Raw genomic sequence first — 18,015 nt, 5'->3', positions numbered from 1 at the left:
GGCTTCGGGCTTCGGGCTTCGGGCTTCGGGCTTCGGGCTTCGGGCTTCGGGCTTCGGCAGCATTCTAGCTCGTAGCCCGCCGCTCGTGGCTCGTAGCCCGTCGCTCTAACGCTGAAAGTTGAGCATCCGCTCCAGCGGCTTGAGCGCCTCAAGGCGCAGCGCGTCGTCGACGAATACCTCGCCGCTGTAGTCGCGCAGCGCGCCGGCCAGGTTGTCCAGCGCGTTCATCGCCATCCACGGGCAGTGCGCGCAACTCTTGCAGGTCGCGCCGTTGCCGGCGGTGGGCGCCTCGAACAGCGTCTTGCCGGGCACCGCCTGCTGCATCTTGAAGAAGATGCCGCGGTCGGTGGCGACGATCAGCCGCTGATGGGGCAATTCGCGGGCGGCGTTGATCAGCTGCGAGGTGGAGCCCACCACGTCGGCGATCTCGACCACCGGCGACGGCGACTCCGGATGCACCAGCACCGCGGCGTCCGGGTAGAGCGCCTTGAGGTCGTTGATGCCCTTGGCCTTGAACTCGTCGTGGACGATGCAGGCGCCGTCCCACAGCAGCATGTCGGCGCCGGTCTTCTGCTGGATGTAGCCGCCCAGGTGCTTGTCGGGGGCCCACAGGATCTTCTCGCCCCTGGCCTGCAGGTGCTCGATCACGTCGACGGCAATCGACGAGGTCACCACCCAGTCGGCGCGCGCCTTGACCGCCGCCGAGGTGTTGGCATAGACCACCACCGTGCGGTCCGGGTGCTGGTCGCAGAACGCCGCGAATTCGTCGGCCGGGCAGCCGATGTCCAGCGAGCAGGTGGCCTCGAGGGTGGGCATCAGCACGCGCTTCTCGGGCGACAGGATCTTCGCCGTCTCGCCCATGAAGCGCACCCCGGCGACGACCAGCGTCGAGGCCTCGTGACGGGCGCCGAAGCGCGCCATCTCCAGCGAATCCGCCACGCAGCCGCCGGTCTCCTCGGCCAGCTGCTGGATCGCGTCGTCGGTGTAGTAGTGGGCGACGAGCACCGCATTGCGGGCTTCGAGCAGGCGTTTGATCTCGTCGATGCGCGCCTCGTCCTCGGCGGGGATCCGCGTCGGGCAATAGGCGCGAGCCAGGTGCTCTTGCACCAGGGCGCGGGAAGTCATGATTGTCATCGTGTCTACCACTGTGACAGGCAGGGGCTCCCCCTGCGTGACTCGAAGCGCCGGCGATCGATCGCTTCGATCGCGGCGCACCTGACGAGCATGGTACTGCGCACCTTGCGCGCTGCCCAGCCCGGCGTTACCTCGTACTGCCTTGGACAATCTCGCGACCGCCAGGTTTCCGGCGGCCCGACACAGCAAAACGCCCCCGCAGCAGGGCTACGAGGGCGTCGAATCGCAATCTGGTGGGTCGTGTAGGATTCGAACCTACGACCAATTGGTTAAAAGCCAACTGCTCTACCAACTGAGCTAACGACCCGCAACGCGCCCTCGCGAGAGCGACGTTCGGCGGAGTGGTGGGTCGTGTAGGATTCGAACCTACGACCAATTGGTTAAAAGCCAACTGCTCTACCAACTGAGCTAACGACCCGCCGCCGGGTCCGTCGAGATGGTGGGTCGTGTAGGATTCGAACCTACGACCAATTGGTTAAAAGCCAACTGCTCTACCAACTGAGCTAACGACCCTCCCGACAGGGCGCACATATTACCGGCAGCGCCTTTTTCTGGCAACACCTTTTTGTCGACGAATCAGCGCCTAACGCGAGCGCGGCGAGCCCTTTGGCTTGCGCATCGCGCGTTTGGCGCCTTCTGATCACGCAAGTGGCCGAAGGCCTTCCAGCAAGGCGCGGCACCACCTGCAACGTTCGCCTGATACCCGCTACAGGCGCGATTGACGAAGCAACGACACCACTCACCTCTTGAACACTCGCGACAACCAGCCTTTCTGCGCTTTTGTCTTCGTCTCGGCTCTCGCTGGGTGCGTGCTGGGGCCGTCCGGCCGCAGCAGGTCGCCGGGGTAGTGGTCATGCCCCAGGCACAGCGTATCGTCCAGGCCGAAGGCCTTGACCGCCGCCACCGCCTCCAGGCACCAACGCCCGAAGTAGCTGCCCATCTCCAGCGGATGCTTCTCGGGATCACCGAAGATGTACCACCACAGCTCTTCGTTCCCCTTGCGTTTCAGCTCGGGATACCAGTGCTCGACGAAGTCGCGCAACATTTCCGCCTGTTGTTCCGGGGGCGCATCGATGGCCGCGATCATCCTCGGTCAATCGTGGGCCAGAGAACGCGTGCCGATGATCCCACTTCTGCCCCGGCTCCAGCTGGGCGTTCAGTTCATAGGCCAGCCTGTTCGATAACTCCCAGGCATCGAGCAGACTGGGAAAATGCTGACCCAGTTCGCGGATATCATCGCCACGAGAGTAGCGACGCAGAATAAACTCTAGGTAGTAATTTTTAGCCAAACCCCATACAAACTGAGGTTCGTACTCAACGTTCTCGGGCACCTTCTTTAGTTCTGTTTCTTTCTCATCAATGGTCTTTTCATCAAAAGACACCCATCGATTCCAGAAAGCCTCATCCCCCATTGGCGCTCTAATCATGCCCCACCCTCAACTTTTAATGCACTCAAAACTTTCGATGTATCGACCGCTTTAGGCTTACCGCTGGCATCCAACACTTGCACTTCCGTGGCACCATCCGGCCGTGTCGCAACCACCCAAGTTTCTGTTCGACCGACATCAGGCTATCCCACGGGCAACCATGTTCCCGAGAAGTACCCTGGATCAGGACAAGACAATTTCCATACTGCACCAGACGATTTGCACCTAAACCATCGATCATCCCATTCTTCAGCAGGTTGATTTTTTGGGCATAACTCTTCGCATAAGCCCTCACGTCGCTGAGCTTCGAGCCAGCACACAAAGCGTTGGTACTCACCCAACGACTGAAACGCGTGAATTTCCTCCCAGTTACAGTCACTCATTGTTTTATCCAACTTGGGTCTAAAGGATTAATAACTCGATCGAAATACACCTGATTGCCACCGCCAACCAAGCCACGCTGGGGAGCCGCCACCCCTTCAAATATCCGCGTTCCAACGGGGACATCCATTTCGACTACCCGTGTTGCTGTATTCCCCCAATTTTGATCAAGAGCACTATCAATAACAGATTGAAGAGGCCCTGCCGGCTTAGTCTGAGTCCAATACCCGCCAGCAGTCTTACCTTTGTCGCCCATAACACGGTAAAGCGTTGTTGCCTCAGTAGTCACGACCTCACGGTATGTTCCACTACGGAATGTATTTGCGATGCCAGCCGGTAGCGGCCCCTTATGCAAAGGGCCATATTCAGCAATCGCTCTCCCCTTTGTAGCTTGGCTGCCCAAACTGCCCAAAGAATCACTTCCGGGAGAAGGCCTAGCAGCCTCGACCAGCTTACCCGCTGACGATGGCAGCTTGGCAATCAGCTGTGCCCCGCCCTTGACCGCTGTCAACACACCGACAAGCTCCGCCGCGAAGCGCCCTCCCTCGACACCGGCCGTAATGGAGCCATCCCAGCCGGCGGTTTCGTAAGCTTCGGCCAGACGGTCGGCACGTACTTGCAGATCGTTCAGGTAGTTTTCCCCGAACTGTTGGCGAAACTCGGGCGAGGTGGCCAGCTGTTTCAGGCCGTCCATGACCTCGGGGAAGTCGGTGACCAGGGCATAGACGCCTTCCGCCGCTTCCTTGGCAGAAAGCGCGATGCCACCCGCCGAGCCGACAAGCAGCCCCGCCTCTTGCTGGGCATCCACCATGGCCCATTTGACAGTGGTACCTATCTTACAGGTTGTCTTGTCTTTGCAGCCTGCGAGTTCCTCGTCCTTCTTGGCCTCCTGCCAATGCGACAGGTAGTTATACGTCGTCGCGTTGCCCGCAATCTCCGCACCCTGCGCCACGTCGCCATCCACCAGCCCGGCCGCCATCAGCCCGGTGAGTTTCGAGGCGGCAACCAGCAGTTGTGGGTCACGGTCGACCAGCGTATCCAGTTGCTTGACCAGCGCTTCGTTGGCGCCGGCCGCCGCCGCGCCGGTTCTGAAGTCGCCGCCGGTGGCTTCCGCCGCCAGCCCGCCGGCCAGGGCGTGAAGGGCGATCTTGCCGCCCTCGCCGTCGGCCAGAAGCTCGGGGTAGCGCGCGCCCAGGTCGCCGACCTGGTTGAACAGGGTGGCTTCCAGCACGGTGCTGGCCGCCCCTTGCAGGGTCTGCCGCAGATGCTCGTCGAACTCGCCGCCGGCGATGGCCGTCTGCAGCCCGGCATCGACCACGGCCTGCGAGGCGCGCTGGCCGACAAAGCGCCCGGTGTCGCTCCAGTCGCTCAGGTCGAAGCCGGTGGTCTGGCCGTTGGCGATGTCGGTGGTACCGCCCCAGACGGTGTCCAGCCCTTGCGCGGCACCCGCCGAGGCGGCGGCGATCAGCGCACCTTTCAGACTCTCGGAGGAGAGCGTGTCGTCGAACGTGGCGCCCAGGTCGCCACGGTTGTTGATCAGGCTGACCGCGCCGGTGGCGGCCAGGGAGGCTGCACCAGCACCGACCGCAGCGGCAGCCATGGCACCCGCGGTCGTTGTAGTCGTACCCACCATGCCGGCGGCTGCCGGGCCGACGATGGCGACGGCGGCTATGCTGATCGCCAGCGCGGCGCCGGCACCAAGGCCGGATTGGCTGTAATCCCAACTGTCATGAATCGCCTTGACCTGGTGCCAGTCGACGTCGCCGCGATCTTCCATGTCCTTGAGCCAGGCGAGGTCGGGATCGGCGGCGACCATGGCGTCGATGGTCTGGCTGACCGTCTGCTGGTCGATGTGGCTAACGTCGATGTTCAGGCCGTTGGCCGCCCGGATGAGCGTCTCGCCCCGGGCGATCAGTTCGCTCTGGCGCAGCGTCTCGTCGGTACGGCCCTCGCCCTTGGAGGACTGCCAGGCGAAGTTGCCGCTGCTCTTCTCGTGGGACTCGCTGTGCAGGTCGCTGGCGGTGGCGAAGTCGATGCTGCCCAGGCTGGTCAGGGCAAGATCGCCGCCCGACTCGAGGCGCGCGCCCTGGTAGGTCTGGTCGCCGCCGCTGAACACGCTGAGGCCGTCGCCGCCGACGATCTGGCTACCGACGGCGCGACGGTCGTCGACCTCGTCGCGGCGATAGCTGCTGCTGCCGAACAGGCCACCGTCCTTTTCCTTTTCGTAGAGGGAATAGTCCTGATCGCTAGCGGCCAGCAGGTTGACGTCGCGACCGGCGAACAGGTAGGCGGCGTCATCGGCCCGCGCCTGGCTGGCAACCAGGTTGATGTCGTTGCCGGCGCTGGCCGAGAGATCGTCGCCGGCATCGAGCGAACTGCCTTGCTGGCGCACGTGCCGGACGATGCGCTGCATGTTATGGCCTTTCTTCTCGTAGGCCGATTCATTCGCCGCGGCAAGCAGCGACAGGTCGCCGCCGGTATCGATAGCGAGGCTGTCACCGGCGCTGGCATGGCTGGCGACCAGGGTGGTGTCGCCGTCCGCGGCAATGGCCAGATCGCCGCCGGCGCTGAGCCGGCTGCCCTGCTGGGTGAGCGTCTCGGTCGTGGTAGTCTTGCGACGCACCTTCTCGGTGTGCGTCTGCCGATCGACGGCGGCCTCGAGGTGGATGTCGCGCTGTGCGTCGACGCTCAGATCGCCGCCACTGGTGACGTCGCTGGCGACGAGACGCAGGTCGCGCCCGGCGGCGAGTTTGGTATTGCCACCGGCGCTGAGTTCACTCCCCTGCTGGGTCACGCTCTCGTCGCGGTAGGCGGTATTGAAAAAACGCCCGTTGCGGCTCAGCCAGGTCTGACTGCGCTCCTCAGCTGCAGCGATGCGTATGTCGCGCCCGGCCTGTATGTCGAGATCCCCGTCGCTGCCGAGCATGCTGCCGGTGAAGGCGACATCGCGACCAACAGCGACGCTGGCGTTGCCGCCGACCTGGATCGAGGCCCCCAATGCCCGCTGACTGTCGGTGGCCGTTGTGATTTGCGCGTGGCGCGCCTGGCGCTGGCGGTCCTCGACGGCGTCGTTGATGAGATCGCGGGCAGCGGTGAAGGTGGCATCGCCGCCGCTACTGACCTGTGCGCGGTTGACGAGATCGCGACCGGCGCTCAGCGCGAGCGTGTCGCGGGCTTCGATGGTGGCACCGGCATCGAGATAGGTGGCATGGGTCCGGGCATCGCCGACGGTGGCAGCCAGGCGGTCGTTGACGATATCGCCCTTGATGGCGTTCAGGCTGACCTGGCCACCGCGAATCTCGCCAGCCATGGCGTTACGCAGTGAATCCCGTGCGGTCAGTTCCAGGCGCTCACCCGCTTCGACCAGTCCGCCTTGCAGGATCGAGCCCCGGCTCGTCGCGCTGAGATTATCGCTGGCACTGATGGTGCCTACGTTGGTGAGATCGCTTCCGGCGATCAGTTCGATATCACGGCCTCGAATCAGGCTGTTGCCGCGCACGTCGCGCTCGTCGACCTGGGCCAGGTAGAGCACCGGTACGAGCACGTTCCGGCCATCGACGACCTGGTTCTCCAGCCACACGATGTCATGCGTCAGCGCGGCCGTCTGGTCGGCGGTCAGGCCCACGCCCACCTCCAGGTCGAGCGCCTGCCGCGAGGCTACGGCGTTGTCCATCAGGTCGCGGAACTGAGCCGCATCGTCGTTCTCACCATCGAGGTAGCGCTGGCCGGTATTGGCCAGCACGGCATCGCGGACCAGGCGCGACTCGTAGCGGCCATCGCCGAGTAACTGGTAGGCGCTGTCGTCGCTATAGCCGAGCTTGTCGAGCAGGTAGTCGGAGCCCCGGACTTCATCGACCTGGGTGAATTCGGGGTTGGTCTCGATCAGGTAATGGCTTTGGGGCGAGGTTGCACGCACGAACATTCCGTAGCGCCCCTGCGGCAACCGGAAGGAGGACTGCTGAGTCGGCGCTATGCGTCGATAGTCGCCCCGCGCATCGAGTGCCGTCGCCTGGCCCCCGGCGGGTTCGAGCGTGTCGCGCCTACTCACTGCGTTACGCTCGGAGGAAGAGGAGGACTGTCGGTAGTCGCCCCGCGCATCGAGTGCCGTCGCCTGGCGCCCGGTGGGCTCGAGCGTATTGCGCCTATTCACTGCGTTACGCTCGGGAGCAGCGGCGTCGCGACGGCTCGTCGGCGTCACCTCGCCTGCCTGACGGTCGAGGGTGACCGTGAGCGTATCCAGAAGACCCATGGTGTCGGCTTCACCCAGTTGGCCGTTCAGTTGGCGGCGCTGGTGTTCCTGCAATTCGCCGTTGTCGATGCGCTCGCTGGCGTGGATGGCAACCCGCCCACCCGCACTGATGACCGCCTTCTCGCTACCCGCCAACGGGGTGTGAGTAGTCACTGTGCTGATGAGCTGGGCATTGCTGTTGGCAAGAAACTCGGGGACGGGCAGCAACTGATCCTGAGCGTCGACGCCCCCCTGGGCGTTCCAGTCGGCTATTTCCGGAGCTGTCATTGCATTCAGTTCGCTTTCACTCAGGTAGTAGCGAACCCTGCTTGAATTTTCATAATCTCCCGTATCGGAGCGATATTGTCTGGTCTGGCTGACGGTCTCCTCGCCAGCACCGAGATTGCGCAGGGTTTGGGTGCGGATATCGATATCGCCATTGGCCGCCAGCACACTGTTGGAGTTCAGCAGGTCGTCGGTAAACAGGTGCAGGTCACCGCCGGCGACAAGGTGCGCCTGCGGCGAGTCCGCCGTGATCACCGTGCGGCGTTTCTCGGTCAGGTCGTAGTCGTAATAGATCGTCGTGCCATCACTTACCCATTCCCAAGTGACAGAGGTCTCGCCCTTACCGCCACCACCTTGCATCTCCTTATGGCTTTTTCTGACCGAATACCTGCTGCCTGCAAGGCTACGATCGGCCAACTCCAAATGATCGGCGTAGCGGTCCTTGGTATTGACAAAGTCCTTAGCGCGCAGCGTGATATCGCCCTCGGCCTCGATCGTGCCCGAGCGGTTTTCCAACTGGTTGGCCATGACGCCGTTGTCGTTGCGCGCAAAATCCAGGTCCCCACGACTATAGATGTCACCATAGCGATTAAGCAGCTTTATCCCGCGTAACGTCAGGTTGCCGCCGGCGAACAGCAGGGTGTCGGCCAGGTTGTCGATGATGCCGCCGCTGACCAAACGCAGGTCGTTCTGGCTGCCGAGGGTGCCGCGGTTGATGATGGCACCGGCCTGGAGATCCAGGTTTCCGATGGCGGTCAACCGGCCGAGGTTGTCGAGCGTACCCCCCAGGCGGTAGGTGGAAGTGCCACCGCTGGCCAGTTGACCGTCATGCTGGGTCAGGTTGCGGCCCCGCACGTCGAGATTGCCCTGAGTCGAGATCCGTCCGCGGTTGGTGATATCGCCGCCAAGGTCGAGCGTCAGAGCGCGATTGGCGGCGATCGTGCCGCGGTTGTCGAGACCGGTGAGGTCGAGCGCCAGCGTGCCGGCGCTGGCGAGACGCTCATCGGCACCGAGCGTAAGACGCTCATCAAGGGTCAGGTCGAGCCCCCGATTGAACTGCCAATCGCCGACGCCGTCGATGCTGTGGGCACTGATCACGCCCAAACCTGCGCCACGTAGCCGGCCCTGGCTGCCCTGCCAGGTGCCGACGTCGAGGTCGGCGCGGCCGTCACCGGCGTGGGTGAGGCTACCCTTGATGTTGCGCAGGGTGGCGGCGCCGAGAGTGACGGCATCGCTGGCCAGGGCGATGCGGCCGCGGGTGTTGTCGAGGATGCCGGCGACGGCTATGGACGAGCGGTCACCGCCCAGGGCGCGCAGATCGCCGTCCACGTTGTCCAGGGTATTGGCGTCGATACGCAGAGCGCCGGTCGCCTCGATCAGCCCGGCGGCGTTACGGAGGATGCCGGCCTCGAGATCGACTTGCTGACCGGCGAGCTGCCCCCCTCGATTGTCGATCGTCGGTGGGTCGATGAGCAGCGCATCCTGGGCGAGGATGCGACCATGGCGGTTGTCGAGACGCTGATCGAGCCACAGGCTGGTATCGCCGTCCAGCGCGGCGATCAGGCCGTCGTCGCGATTGTCGAGGGTGGCACCGGTAGCGCTGACGGCGTCGCCCTGCAGGGTGCCGCCACGGTTGTCGAGTGCGGTGAACGCCGCACGCAGGACACCACCGACGGCACTGAGCAGACCACCCTGGTTGGCAAGGCTGGCGGCCTCGAGGATCAGCCCGCCCGTGCCGGCGAGCACCTGACCGGCGCCCCCGTTGTCGAGGGACTTTGCATCGACACCCAGACGCCCGGCACTCAGCGTGCCGCCGCGGTTGTTAAGCGCGCCGCCTTTGGCGGTCAGTTGCAGATCGCTACCCTGGACGTCGATGAGACCGTCGCGGTTATCAAGGGCCGTGCCACTCGTGGCGTTCAGGGTCGCGACAAGGCCACCGGCCTCGCCGAGTAGCGCGCCACGCCTGTTGTCGAGCCGTGCGGCCCGCAGCGTCAAGCCCTCGCCGAGGATCGTACCGTGCTGGTTGTCGAGATGCCCGGCACTGAGGGCGATGTCGCCCTCGGCCTGGATCTGCCCCCCGGCGTTGCCGAGGGTGTCGGCGAAGGTAGCGTCGAGCCCGCCGACGCCGGCGGCGATCAGGCCTTCGTCGCCGTTGTCGAGGGAACCGGCGATGATGCCGAGACTGTCACCGAGCAACTGCCCGGCGCGGTTGCCGAGGGCGCCGTCGATGCTCAGCGCGAGGTTCTCGCCCAGCAGCACGCCGCCGGTGTTGTCGAGGCTGCCGGCGCCGAGTTGCAGGTCGCCCCGGGTGACCTGCACCTGGCCGCCGCGATTGCTCAGTTCGCCACCGACGGTGAGCGCCAGGGCGCGATCGGCGCTGAGCAGGCCGGCATCGTTGGCGAGGATGCCGGCATCGAGGGTCAGCGTCTCGCCGGCGAGTTGCCCCGCGCGGTTGTCGAGTTCGCCGGTCATCGTCGCGTGCAACGTGCCCTGCCGCGCGATCAGGCGGCCGGCCTCGTTGGCAAGGCTCGTCCCCGCGACGGTGAGGTCGCTGCCGCTGATCTCGCCGTCGCCGTTATCGAGGTGCGCGGCGCGCAGCGTCAGGCCCTCGCCGAGGATCGTCCCGTGCTGGTTGTCGAGATGTCCGGCACTGAGGGCGATGTCGCCCTCGGCCTGGATCTGGCCCCCGGCGTTGCCGAGGGTGTCGGTGACGATGGCGTCGAGACCGCCGACGCCGGCGGCGATCAGGCCTTCGTCGCCGTTGTCGAGGCTGGCGGCATCAAGCGTGAGGGCCTCGCCGAGCAGCTGCCCGGCGCGGTTGCCGAGGGCGCCGTCGATACTCAGTCCGAGGTTCTCGCCCAGCAGCACGCCGCCGGTGTTGTCGAGGCTGCCGGCGCCGAGTTGCAGGTCGCCCCGGGTGACCTGCACCTGGCCGCCGCGATTGCTCAGTTCGTCGCCGACGGTGAGCGCCAGGGCGCGGTCGGCACTGAGCAGGCCGTCATCGTTGGCGAGGCTCGCTCCCACGAAAGTGAGGTCGCTACCGCTGATTTCGCCGTCGCCGTTGTCGAGGTGCGCGGCCCGCAGCGTCAAGCCCTCGCCGAGGATCGTCCCGTGCTGGTTGTCTAAATGCCCGGCAGTGAGGGCGATGTCGCCCTCGGCCTGGATCTGGCCCCCAACGTTGCCGAGGGTGTCGGCGAAGGTGGCGTCGAGGCCGCCAGCGCCGGCGGCGATCAGTCCTTCGTCGCCGTTGTCGAGGCTGGCGGCATCAAGCGTGAGGGACTCGCCGAGCAGCTGCCCGGCGCGGTTGCCGAGGGCGCCCTCGACAGTCAGGGCGAGGTTCTCGCCCAGCAGCACGCCACCGGCATTGTCGAGGCTGCCGGCGCCGAGTTGCAGGTCGCCCCGGGTGACCTGCACCTGGCCGCCGCGGTTGCTCAGTTCGTCGTCGACGGCGAGCGCCAGGACGCGGTCGGCGCTGAGCAGGCCGGCATCGTTGGCCAGCGTGCCGGCATCGAGGGTCAGCGTCTCGCCGGCGAGTTGCCCGGAGCGGTTGTCGAGTTCGCCGGTCATCAAGGCATGCAACGTGCCCTGCCGCGCGATCAGACGGCCGGCCTCGTTGGCAAGGCTCGCTCCCACGAAAGTGAGGTCGCTACCGCTGATTTCGCCGTCGCCGTTGTCGAGGTGCGCGGCGCGCAGCGTCAGGCCCTCGCCGAGGATCGTCCCGTGCTGGTTGTCGAGATGTCCGGCACTGAGGGCGATGTCGCCCTCGGCCTGAATCTGGCCCCCGGCGTTGCCGAGGGTGTCGGCGAAGGTGGCGTCGAGCCCGCCAGCGCCGGCGGCGATCAGGCCTTCGTCGCCGTTGTCGAGGCTGGCGGCATCAAGCGTCAGGCCCTCGCCGAGCAGCTGCCCGGCGCGGTTGCCGAGGGCGCCGTCGATGCTCAGTCCGAGGTTCTCGCCCAGCAGCACGCCGCCGGTGTTGTCGAGGCTGCCGGCGCCGAGTTGCAGGTCGCCCCGGGTGACCTGCACCTGGCCGCCGCGGTTGCTCAGCGCGTCGTCGACGGCGAGCGCCAGGGCGCGGTCGGCACTGAGCAGGCCGTCATCGTTGGCAAGGGCGCCGACGTCGAGGGCCAGAGTGTCCGCTACCAGTGTCCCGTCGCGATTGCTCAGTGCGGCGACATGCCCTCGCAAACTGCCATCGTCGACGCGCAGGGTTCCTCCCTCGTTATCGAGCACCCGTGCCTCGAGCCATGCGTCCTGACCGTTGCCGAACAGGAGCGTGCCCCCGTGATTGGCGATCGTTTCGGCGTCGAGGTGCAACGAGTCGTTGGCAGCCAGTCGGGCGCCGGCGCCTTGGTTGGCGAGCGTCGCGACACTGACGGTGAGTCGGTCGCCTTGCAGGGTGCCGGTATTGGCAAGCCGGTTGCCGGCATCGACGCTGACGTTACGCCCCTGCATGGTTCCGGCGTTGGTCAGCGATTCGTGGGTGGTGAGGGCCAGTTCATCGGCGAGCAAGTCGCCGGTATTGTCGAGAATGTCGAGGTCGGCCTCGATACGGGTCGTGGCATCGATCTTTCCGTGATTGTCGAGCCGCTGGGCAGCCAGCGTCAGGCGACCGTCACGGCGTTGCCCGTCGTCGGTGACTCCGGCACTCAGTGTGCCGCCGTTGGTGATAGCGCGCCCGGCGGCCAGGACGATGTCATCACCGCTGGTGAGGGTGCCAGTGAGGGTCAGGTTGTCACGACTTCGCGAGTCGATGCCCTCAGCGGCGTACGTTTCGCCAGCGAGCGTGGTGCTGGCAGCATCGATGGCGATGCGGCGGCGGCTCGCAGCGTCGGCCATACGCAGGTGGCCGTCGACGTCGATGCGCAGGTCGCCGGCATTGGTGGCCATGTCGCCGGCCAGGCGCACGCCCACCCCGGCCTCGGTGCCGACCAGGGAAATACGGTCGGCGTACATGCCTCCCAGGGCGGACGAGTCGATGGCCAGTGCCGGCACCTCTCCACGGCCAGCGCGCGGCGTGGTGGCGAGGTTATCGGCGTCGACATCGTTGGCGCCGGTGATGAGGTTCAGGCGCCTGGCATGAATCTCGGCGTTGAGCGTGGCGGCGCGGGTGAGGATGTCGAAACGGTCGACCTGGGTGGCATCGAGCCCCAGTCCCTCGATGGCGACTTGTCCCTGCTCGACGGCGAAGTGGTCGAGCTCGCCCGACTCAATGATGGGTTTTCCCGTGGTCAGGGTGACTCGGGGGCTATTGATGAAGCCGCAACCGTCGCAAGTGATACCGTAGGGATTGGCGACCACGACGTTGGCCTGACGTCCAGCCACTTCGGTATAGCCGGCAAGCCGACTCGAGCGCCCGCCGTTGACCTCGTTGATGATCAACTTGGCCGCCTGGTCACGCAAGTTCGGGTTGCCGACGATCAGCCCACCAAGCTGGGTCGATTGCAGTTTTTCGGTAGCGTTGTTGAGGATCAGCCCGCGTTCGTCGACGTTGTAGTCGCGGAAGGTATTGTGGGAAAGCCCCTTGGCGTTGGGAGTGGCGATGTCGACCACCGGCACGCCGTTACCCGCCGCATCGAGGCGGGTATTACCGCCATTGGGGTCAACCCGGACACCGCCGGCAAACACCACCACCGGCTGCCAGAATAGGCAGTTGACCAATATGGCGACAACGTGGCGACGCCATGGAAAATGACGATTCATGAGCTAACCCTGCGTTTATTATCTTGTCGTTACACCGGACCCCGCCTGGACGGAGAACCGGTTTATGCCACGCGCCTCTGGCGGGCGTTAAGGCGGTATCAAAGGGATAGCTTATCGGTTATGGCCTACCGAAAAAGACGTTTTTGTCGCCATGCCGTGTAGGAAAATGACTACAAAAAAAGAAAACTTAATCGTGATTTTAATATCACTAATAGCGCACACCGACGCTGAAATAGAGAGGAGTCTCTTGTTCGAAAAATGCCGGGCTTTCGAGTGAACGCGATAGGGTGATGTTGGCACTCAGGTTCTTTCCGGCCATACCGAAGGCCAGGGCGTAGCCGCTCATGCGGCCATGCAGTACGGGGTTTTCATCGCCATGATGGATCACGCCGACATCGTAGCCCAGCGTGGTATTCAGACTCTGGACGAGGCCGCCGGCGATATCGACCGGATGGCGCCATGTCAATTGGTTGCGCCAGTAGGCGCCGCTGTCACCACTCAAGGATTGTTCCTTGAAACCGCGCACCGAGCTTTGCCCGCCGAGGGCAATACGTTGAGGGCTATAGAGCACATCGTCGCTCCATTGCCCGTTGGCCAGACTGGTGAAGGAGAAGGATTCGCCGAACAGCCTGAACGGTCTCAGGTAACTCAGGGTCAGCGTGGTCCGCGTGTATTGCGCGGAAGGCGTCTGCGGCGCGGTATCGCGCTGAGCGCCGAGAATGGTGAGACCGCGATGCCAGCCCAGGTCGGCGTTGAACAGACCGTTGCCGAGGCGGCGACCGTGGTTGAGACCGACGCTGAGTTCGCTGAGGCGCTGGCTGCTGACATCGATGCGCGTGCCATCGATGTCGTTGCGGGTCGATATCCGGCTGACGGCGACGCTGCCCGCCGTCTTGCCGAGATCGTCGCGATGCAGGACTCGGTCGAGGGCGAGCCGGTGACGTTCGCTTTCGCCGTCAAGCCGGAACGTGAAGCCGTTGGCTTCGGCCAGCGAGTGATAATCGCTCTGGGTGTAGGCGTAGGAAAGCGTCCAGTAGCCCTGCGGAATACTGTAGGCCAGATAGCGGCTACCGGAGCCGATATCGTCGTCGCTGGTGGCATCGTGCCCCCATTGGGCGACGAGTTGATCGGCGAGGCCGAACGGACTGTCCCATTGCGCCCCGAGGTTCCATTGCTGCTCGCCGCTGCTCTCGCTGCCGCCGTTGTCCCGCGTCAGCGAGAGCCGCCAGGGTCGCTGGGCGCGGTTGTCGACCACCACACGGCTTCCACCGATATCGTCGCCCGGCCGGAGTTGCAGGGTTGCCTGATTGGAGGGCAGACGGTTGAGCTGATCGATCAACTGTTCGAGATCGCGCAGGTTGAGGCGGTCGCCCGGTATCGCCGGCGAGGCCATGGCGAGTTCACGCGGTGTGGGCGCCCCGCCTTGGGACTCGATGAGGTCTATGCGCCCTTCCACGACCACCACCCGCAGTCGCCGCTGCGAGAGATCCTGCTGGGGGAGATAGGCGCGGGTGGTGACATAGCCGGCATCGACATAATAGTCGGTGATACGCCGCAGCAGGTCATTCAGACCGACCACCGTCACGCAGGTATCGAGCGCCGGCGCCAGCAGAGCCTGGCGGGTCGCGTCATCGAGCAGCGTGGCGCCTTCCAGCCGGATTGCGGTGATCGTGAAACAGCCATCAGCGCTCTCGCCCGAGGGAATCTCGGGGCGGCTCCGCTCGCCGGGCAGCCGCCGTATCTGCTCGAGCTTGCGCTGCTGCTCTTCGAGCAGGCGTTGCTGATCGTTGCGGATGAACTCTTGGCCGGGGTCGCCCGTCGGCGGCGCGAGAGGCGCGGCCCAGGCCGGCCCCATGCCGACAGAAAGTACCACCGCCGCCAGGATGCGACGCCAGGAGTATTGCACCACGCTGCCATCCCTGCTTTTTATGTCGTTCGTCTAATTCAGGGGTTAACGGCAGCGTTACCGAGAACTTTAGCCGTATGACGGTAAGCGCCACCGCAAGGCGCGGGCGCCTTGCGGTCCAGATCTCAGTGGCGGGGGCGCGAACCGGGCTTGCGCATCGCGCGTACCGGGCGACGCTTGTTCTTGTCGCGGCTCCAGCGATTCTGCTCGTCGGGGGTCAGGCTCGGCACCTTGCGCGGGGCGAGGCCGGCGACGGTCGACAGATCGTCGATCTCGCCCTGGGTGAGTTCGGTCCACTCGCCGGCCTTGGCCCGCTTGTCGAGGAAGATGTTGCCGTAGCGTACGCGCTTGAGCCGGCTGACCGTCAGGCCCTGCGATTCCCACAGCCGGCGCACCTCGCGGTTGCGGCCCTCCATGATCACCACATGGAACCAGGTGTTGATGCCCTCGCCGCCGAACTCCTGGACATCGCTGAAGCGTGCCGGACCATCCTCGAGCATCACCCCCTCGACCATCGCCACGACGTGTTCGCGCTTGACCTGGCCCATCACCCGCACCGCGTATTCGCGCTCGACCTGGGTCGAGGGGTGCATCAGCCGGTTGGCCAGCTCGCCGTCGGTGGTGAACAGCAGCAGGCCGCTGGTATTGATGTCGAGCCGGCCGATGGCGATCCAGCGCTCGCCCTTGAGCCGCGGCAGACGATCGAAGACGGTGCGCCGGCCCTCGGGGTCCTTGCGTGTGCACAGCTCGCCCTCGGGCTTGTTGTACATGATCACCCGACGCGAGACCTCGGTGTCGTCACGCAGCGTGACCAGCCGGTCGTCGACGGCGACACGGTCGCGGCTCGCGACGCGATCGCCGAGCTTGGCCACCTCGCCGTTGACCTTGACCCGCCCGTCGCTGATCGCGGCTTCCATCTCGCGGCGCGAGCCCAGCCCGGCGCGGGCGAGGACCTTCTGGAGCTTTTCGGTGTTGCTGTTGTTGCCGTTCTTGCTGGAGTTGCTGGAACTGTTCATGAGTCTGAGGGTGTCTCATCGGTTGAATGGTCCGCGCCGCCTGAATCGCCGTCATCGACGCCATCGTCTGCGTCGTCGGCGCTCCGTTGCTGGCGGGCGCGTTCGGCCAGGCGCGCTTCGAGATCGGCGAAGCTCAGTCCCGGCCGGCGTGACGCCTTCCCGGCGTGGGTATCGTCGGCCGTCCCGGCCGTCGTGGTGGATTCGAGGGGCGTGAAGCGCGACATGTCGTCCGTCGCCTCGTGCCCTGCCCGGTCGTCCGCTGTCGTCTCTTGCCCCGCGGGGGCCGCGGGTGTCTCCGATGTCGTCGCGTCGGGCGCGTCGGCCATCTCGGCGTCGTCCCGCGATTCGGACTCAGTGTAGCCCGGCTCACCGAGATCGATACCCTGCAGCTCGTGCATCGGCGGCAGGGCGTCGAGGGTCTTGAGGCCGAAATCGTCGAGGAACTGGCGGGTGGTGGCGAACACCGACGGCCGCCCCGGCACGTCGCGCTGGCCTACCACGCGGATCCAGCCGCGCTCGCCGAGGGTGCGCATGATCGAGCCGCTCACCGCCACGCCGCGTACCTCCTCGATGTCGCCGCGGGTCACCGGCTGGCGATAGGCGATCAACGCCAGGGTCTCGAGCAGCGCCCGGGAGTAGCGCTGCGGGCGCTCGTCCCACAGCCGCGAGATCCACGGCGACAGCCGCTGGCGGATGCGCACCTGGTAGCCCGAGGCCGACTCGATCAGCTCCAGCGCAGTGCTTTCCAGCCGCGCGCCCAGCTCGCCCAGCGAATCGCGCAAGTCGCGCCGTGCCGGGCGCTCGTGTTCGTCGAACAGGGCCTCGATGCGCTCCAGCGACAGCGGTTCGCCGGCCGCCAGCAGCGCCGCCTCGAGGATCTCGTCGAGTCGTGCCTCCCTCATCATGTACGCGCTCATGTCCCCTGCGGTGCCTCCTCCTCGAAAGCGCTCTCGTCGCCCTCGTTCGCTGCGTCGTCCGACATCTCGTCCTCGCTCGGGTCGACCGGCCGGCGGGCGCGCACGTGAATCGGCGACAGCGGCACGTTCTGGACGATCTCGATCATCGCCTCCTTGGCCAGCTCGAGAATCGCCATGAAGGTCACCACGACCCCCGCCCGGCCCTCCTCGAGGCTGAACAGCGACTCGAAGGGGGTGAAGCCCTCGTGGTTCAGGCGCTCCATGATGATCAGCATGCGCTCGCGGGTGGAGAGCACCTCGCGGCTGATGGTGTGCGCCTGGTTGAGCTCGGCGCGCTTGAGGATCCCCGATAGCGCCTGCAGCAGCTCGTCGAGCCCCACCTCGGGGTGAACCACGCGGGTCTCCAGCGGCGGCAGCCCGGCGCGGGCGCCGAACCAGTCGCGGCCCAGGCGCGGCAGTTCGTCGAGGCCCTCGGCGGCGAGCTTCAGGCGTTCGTACTCCTGCAGGCGGCGGATCAGCTCGGCGCGCGGATCCTCCTCGTCGTCCTCGTCGTCGCCCTTGGGCGGACGCGGCAGCAGGGTCCGCGACTTGATCTCGGCGAGCATCGCCGCCATCAGCAGGTACTCGCCGGCCAGGTCGATCTCCAGCGCCTTCATCAGCTCGACGTATTCGATGTACTGGTGGGTGATCGCCGCCACATCGATGGCCAGGATATCCAGGTTCTGGCGCCGGATCAGGTAGAGCAGCAGATCGAGCGGCCCCTCGAAGGTCTCGAGGAACACCCGCAGCGCCTCGGGCGGAATGTACAGGTCCTCGGGCAGCTCGGTGATCGGCTGGTCGTGGAGCCGCGCCAGCACCGCCGCCGCTTCCTGCACGGCGGCCTGCTCGGGCGCTGCGACACTGTCCGGCGTTTCGCTCACGATCGGTGGGGCCTCGGCTACTGCTGGGTCGGCGACGATTGTCGAAACCAAACCGCTAGTCTATCAAGCCCGGGCCGCGTCAAGCACTCGAAATAGCCTCG

At 65.5% G+C, this 18,015-nt stretch carries 7 protein-coding genes, 3 tRNA genes and 1 pseudogene; all 11 read right to left on the bottom strand.

Translation table 11 applies throughout. The features are described 5' to 3' along the window. Nucleotides 1-105 precede the first annotated feature (105 nt). The 11 genes and pseudogenes from nadA to HR9077_RS20880 all read right to left on the bottom strand — a co-directional run bounded on the left by nadA (nucleotide 106) and on the right by HR9077_RS20880 (nucleotide 17,914). Nucleotides 106-1,134: a quinolinate synthase NadA gene (nadA, locus tag HR9077_RS20930; protein WP_136069225.1), complete on the bottom strand. Its 1,029-nt coding sequence runs from the start codon at nucleotides 1,132-1,134 to the stop codon at nucleotides 106-108. A 231-nt stretch (nucleotides 1,135-1,365) separates the two neighbouring features. After that, nucleotides 1,366-1,441, bottom strand: a tRNA-Lys gene (locus HR9077_RS20925). A 35-nt stretch (nucleotides 1,442-1,476) separates the two neighbouring features. Next, nucleotides 1,477-1,552, bottom strand: a tRNA-Lys gene (locus HR9077_RS20920). A 19-nt stretch (nucleotides 1,553-1,571) separates the two neighbouring features. After that, nucleotides 1,572-1,647 (bottom strand) — tRNA-Lys (locus HR9077_RS20915). A gap of 226 nt (nucleotides 1,648-1,873) precedes the next feature. Next, nucleotides 1,874-2,221: a PoNe immunity protein domain-containing protein gene (locus HR9077_RS20910; protein WP_244613396.1), complete on the bottom strand. Its 348-nt coding sequence runs from the start codon at nucleotides 2,219-2,221 to the stop codon at nucleotides 1,874-1,876. A 106-nt stretch (nucleotides 2,222-2,327) separates the two neighbouring features. Next, nucleotides 2,328-2,546 (bottom strand): annotated as a pseudogene (locus HR9077_RS22530) (PoNe immunity protein domain-containing protein); the annotation flags it as partial. A 394-nt stretch (nucleotides 2,547-2,940) separates the two neighbouring features. After that, nucleotides 2,941-13,155, bottom strand: a complete 10,215-nt coding sequence (locus HR9077_RS20900) for a two-partner secretion domain-containing protein (RefSeq protein ID WP_136069222.1) — start codon at nucleotides 13,153-13,155, stop codon at nucleotides 2,941-2,943. 208 nt (nucleotides 13,156-13,363) lie between these two features. Then, nucleotides 13,364-15,064: a ShlB/FhaC/HecB family hemolysin secretion/activation protein gene (locus HR9077_RS20895; protein ID WP_244613395.1), complete on the bottom strand. Its 1,701-nt coding sequence runs from the start codon at nucleotides 15,062-15,064 to the stop codon at nucleotides 13,364-13,366. Nucleotides 15,065-15,186: 122 nt separating this feature from the next. Continuing rightward, nucleotides 15,187-16,077: a 23S rRNA pseudouridine(2605) synthase RluB gene (gene rluB, locus HR9077_RS20890; RefSeq protein WP_136069221.1), complete on the bottom strand. Its 891-nt coding sequence runs from the start codon at nucleotides 16,075-16,077 to the stop codon at nucleotides 15,187-15,189. Continuing rightward, on the bottom strand, nucleotides 16,074-16,979 hold the full coding sequence (scpB, locus tag HR9077_RS20885; RefSeq protein ID WP_136069236.1) for an SMC-Scp complex subunit ScpB: 906 nt from the start codon (nucleotides 16,977-16,979) through the stop codon (nucleotides 16,074-16,076). The genes rluB and scpB overlap by 4 nt, the downstream gene beginning before the upstream one ends. An 11-nt stretch (nucleotides 16,980-16,990) precedes the next feature. Beyond that, nucleotides 16,991-17,914, bottom strand: coding sequence for a segregation and condensation protein A (locus HR9077_RS20880; protein ID WP_136069220.1), 924 nt, complete (start codon nucleotides 17,912-17,914; stop codon nucleotides 16,991-16,993). Nucleotides 17,915-18,015 lie beyond the last annotated feature (101 nt).

The sequence above is a fragment of the Modicisalibacter radicis genome, assembly GCF_900961225.1.
In the GTDB taxonomy this organism is placed as follows: Bacteria; Pseudomonadota; Gammaproteobacteria; order Pseudomonadales; family Halomonadaceae; genus Modicisalibacter.
Note: the sequence above shows the minus strand (reverse complement) of the source record. Positions and strands in the feature narration are given on the sequence as shown.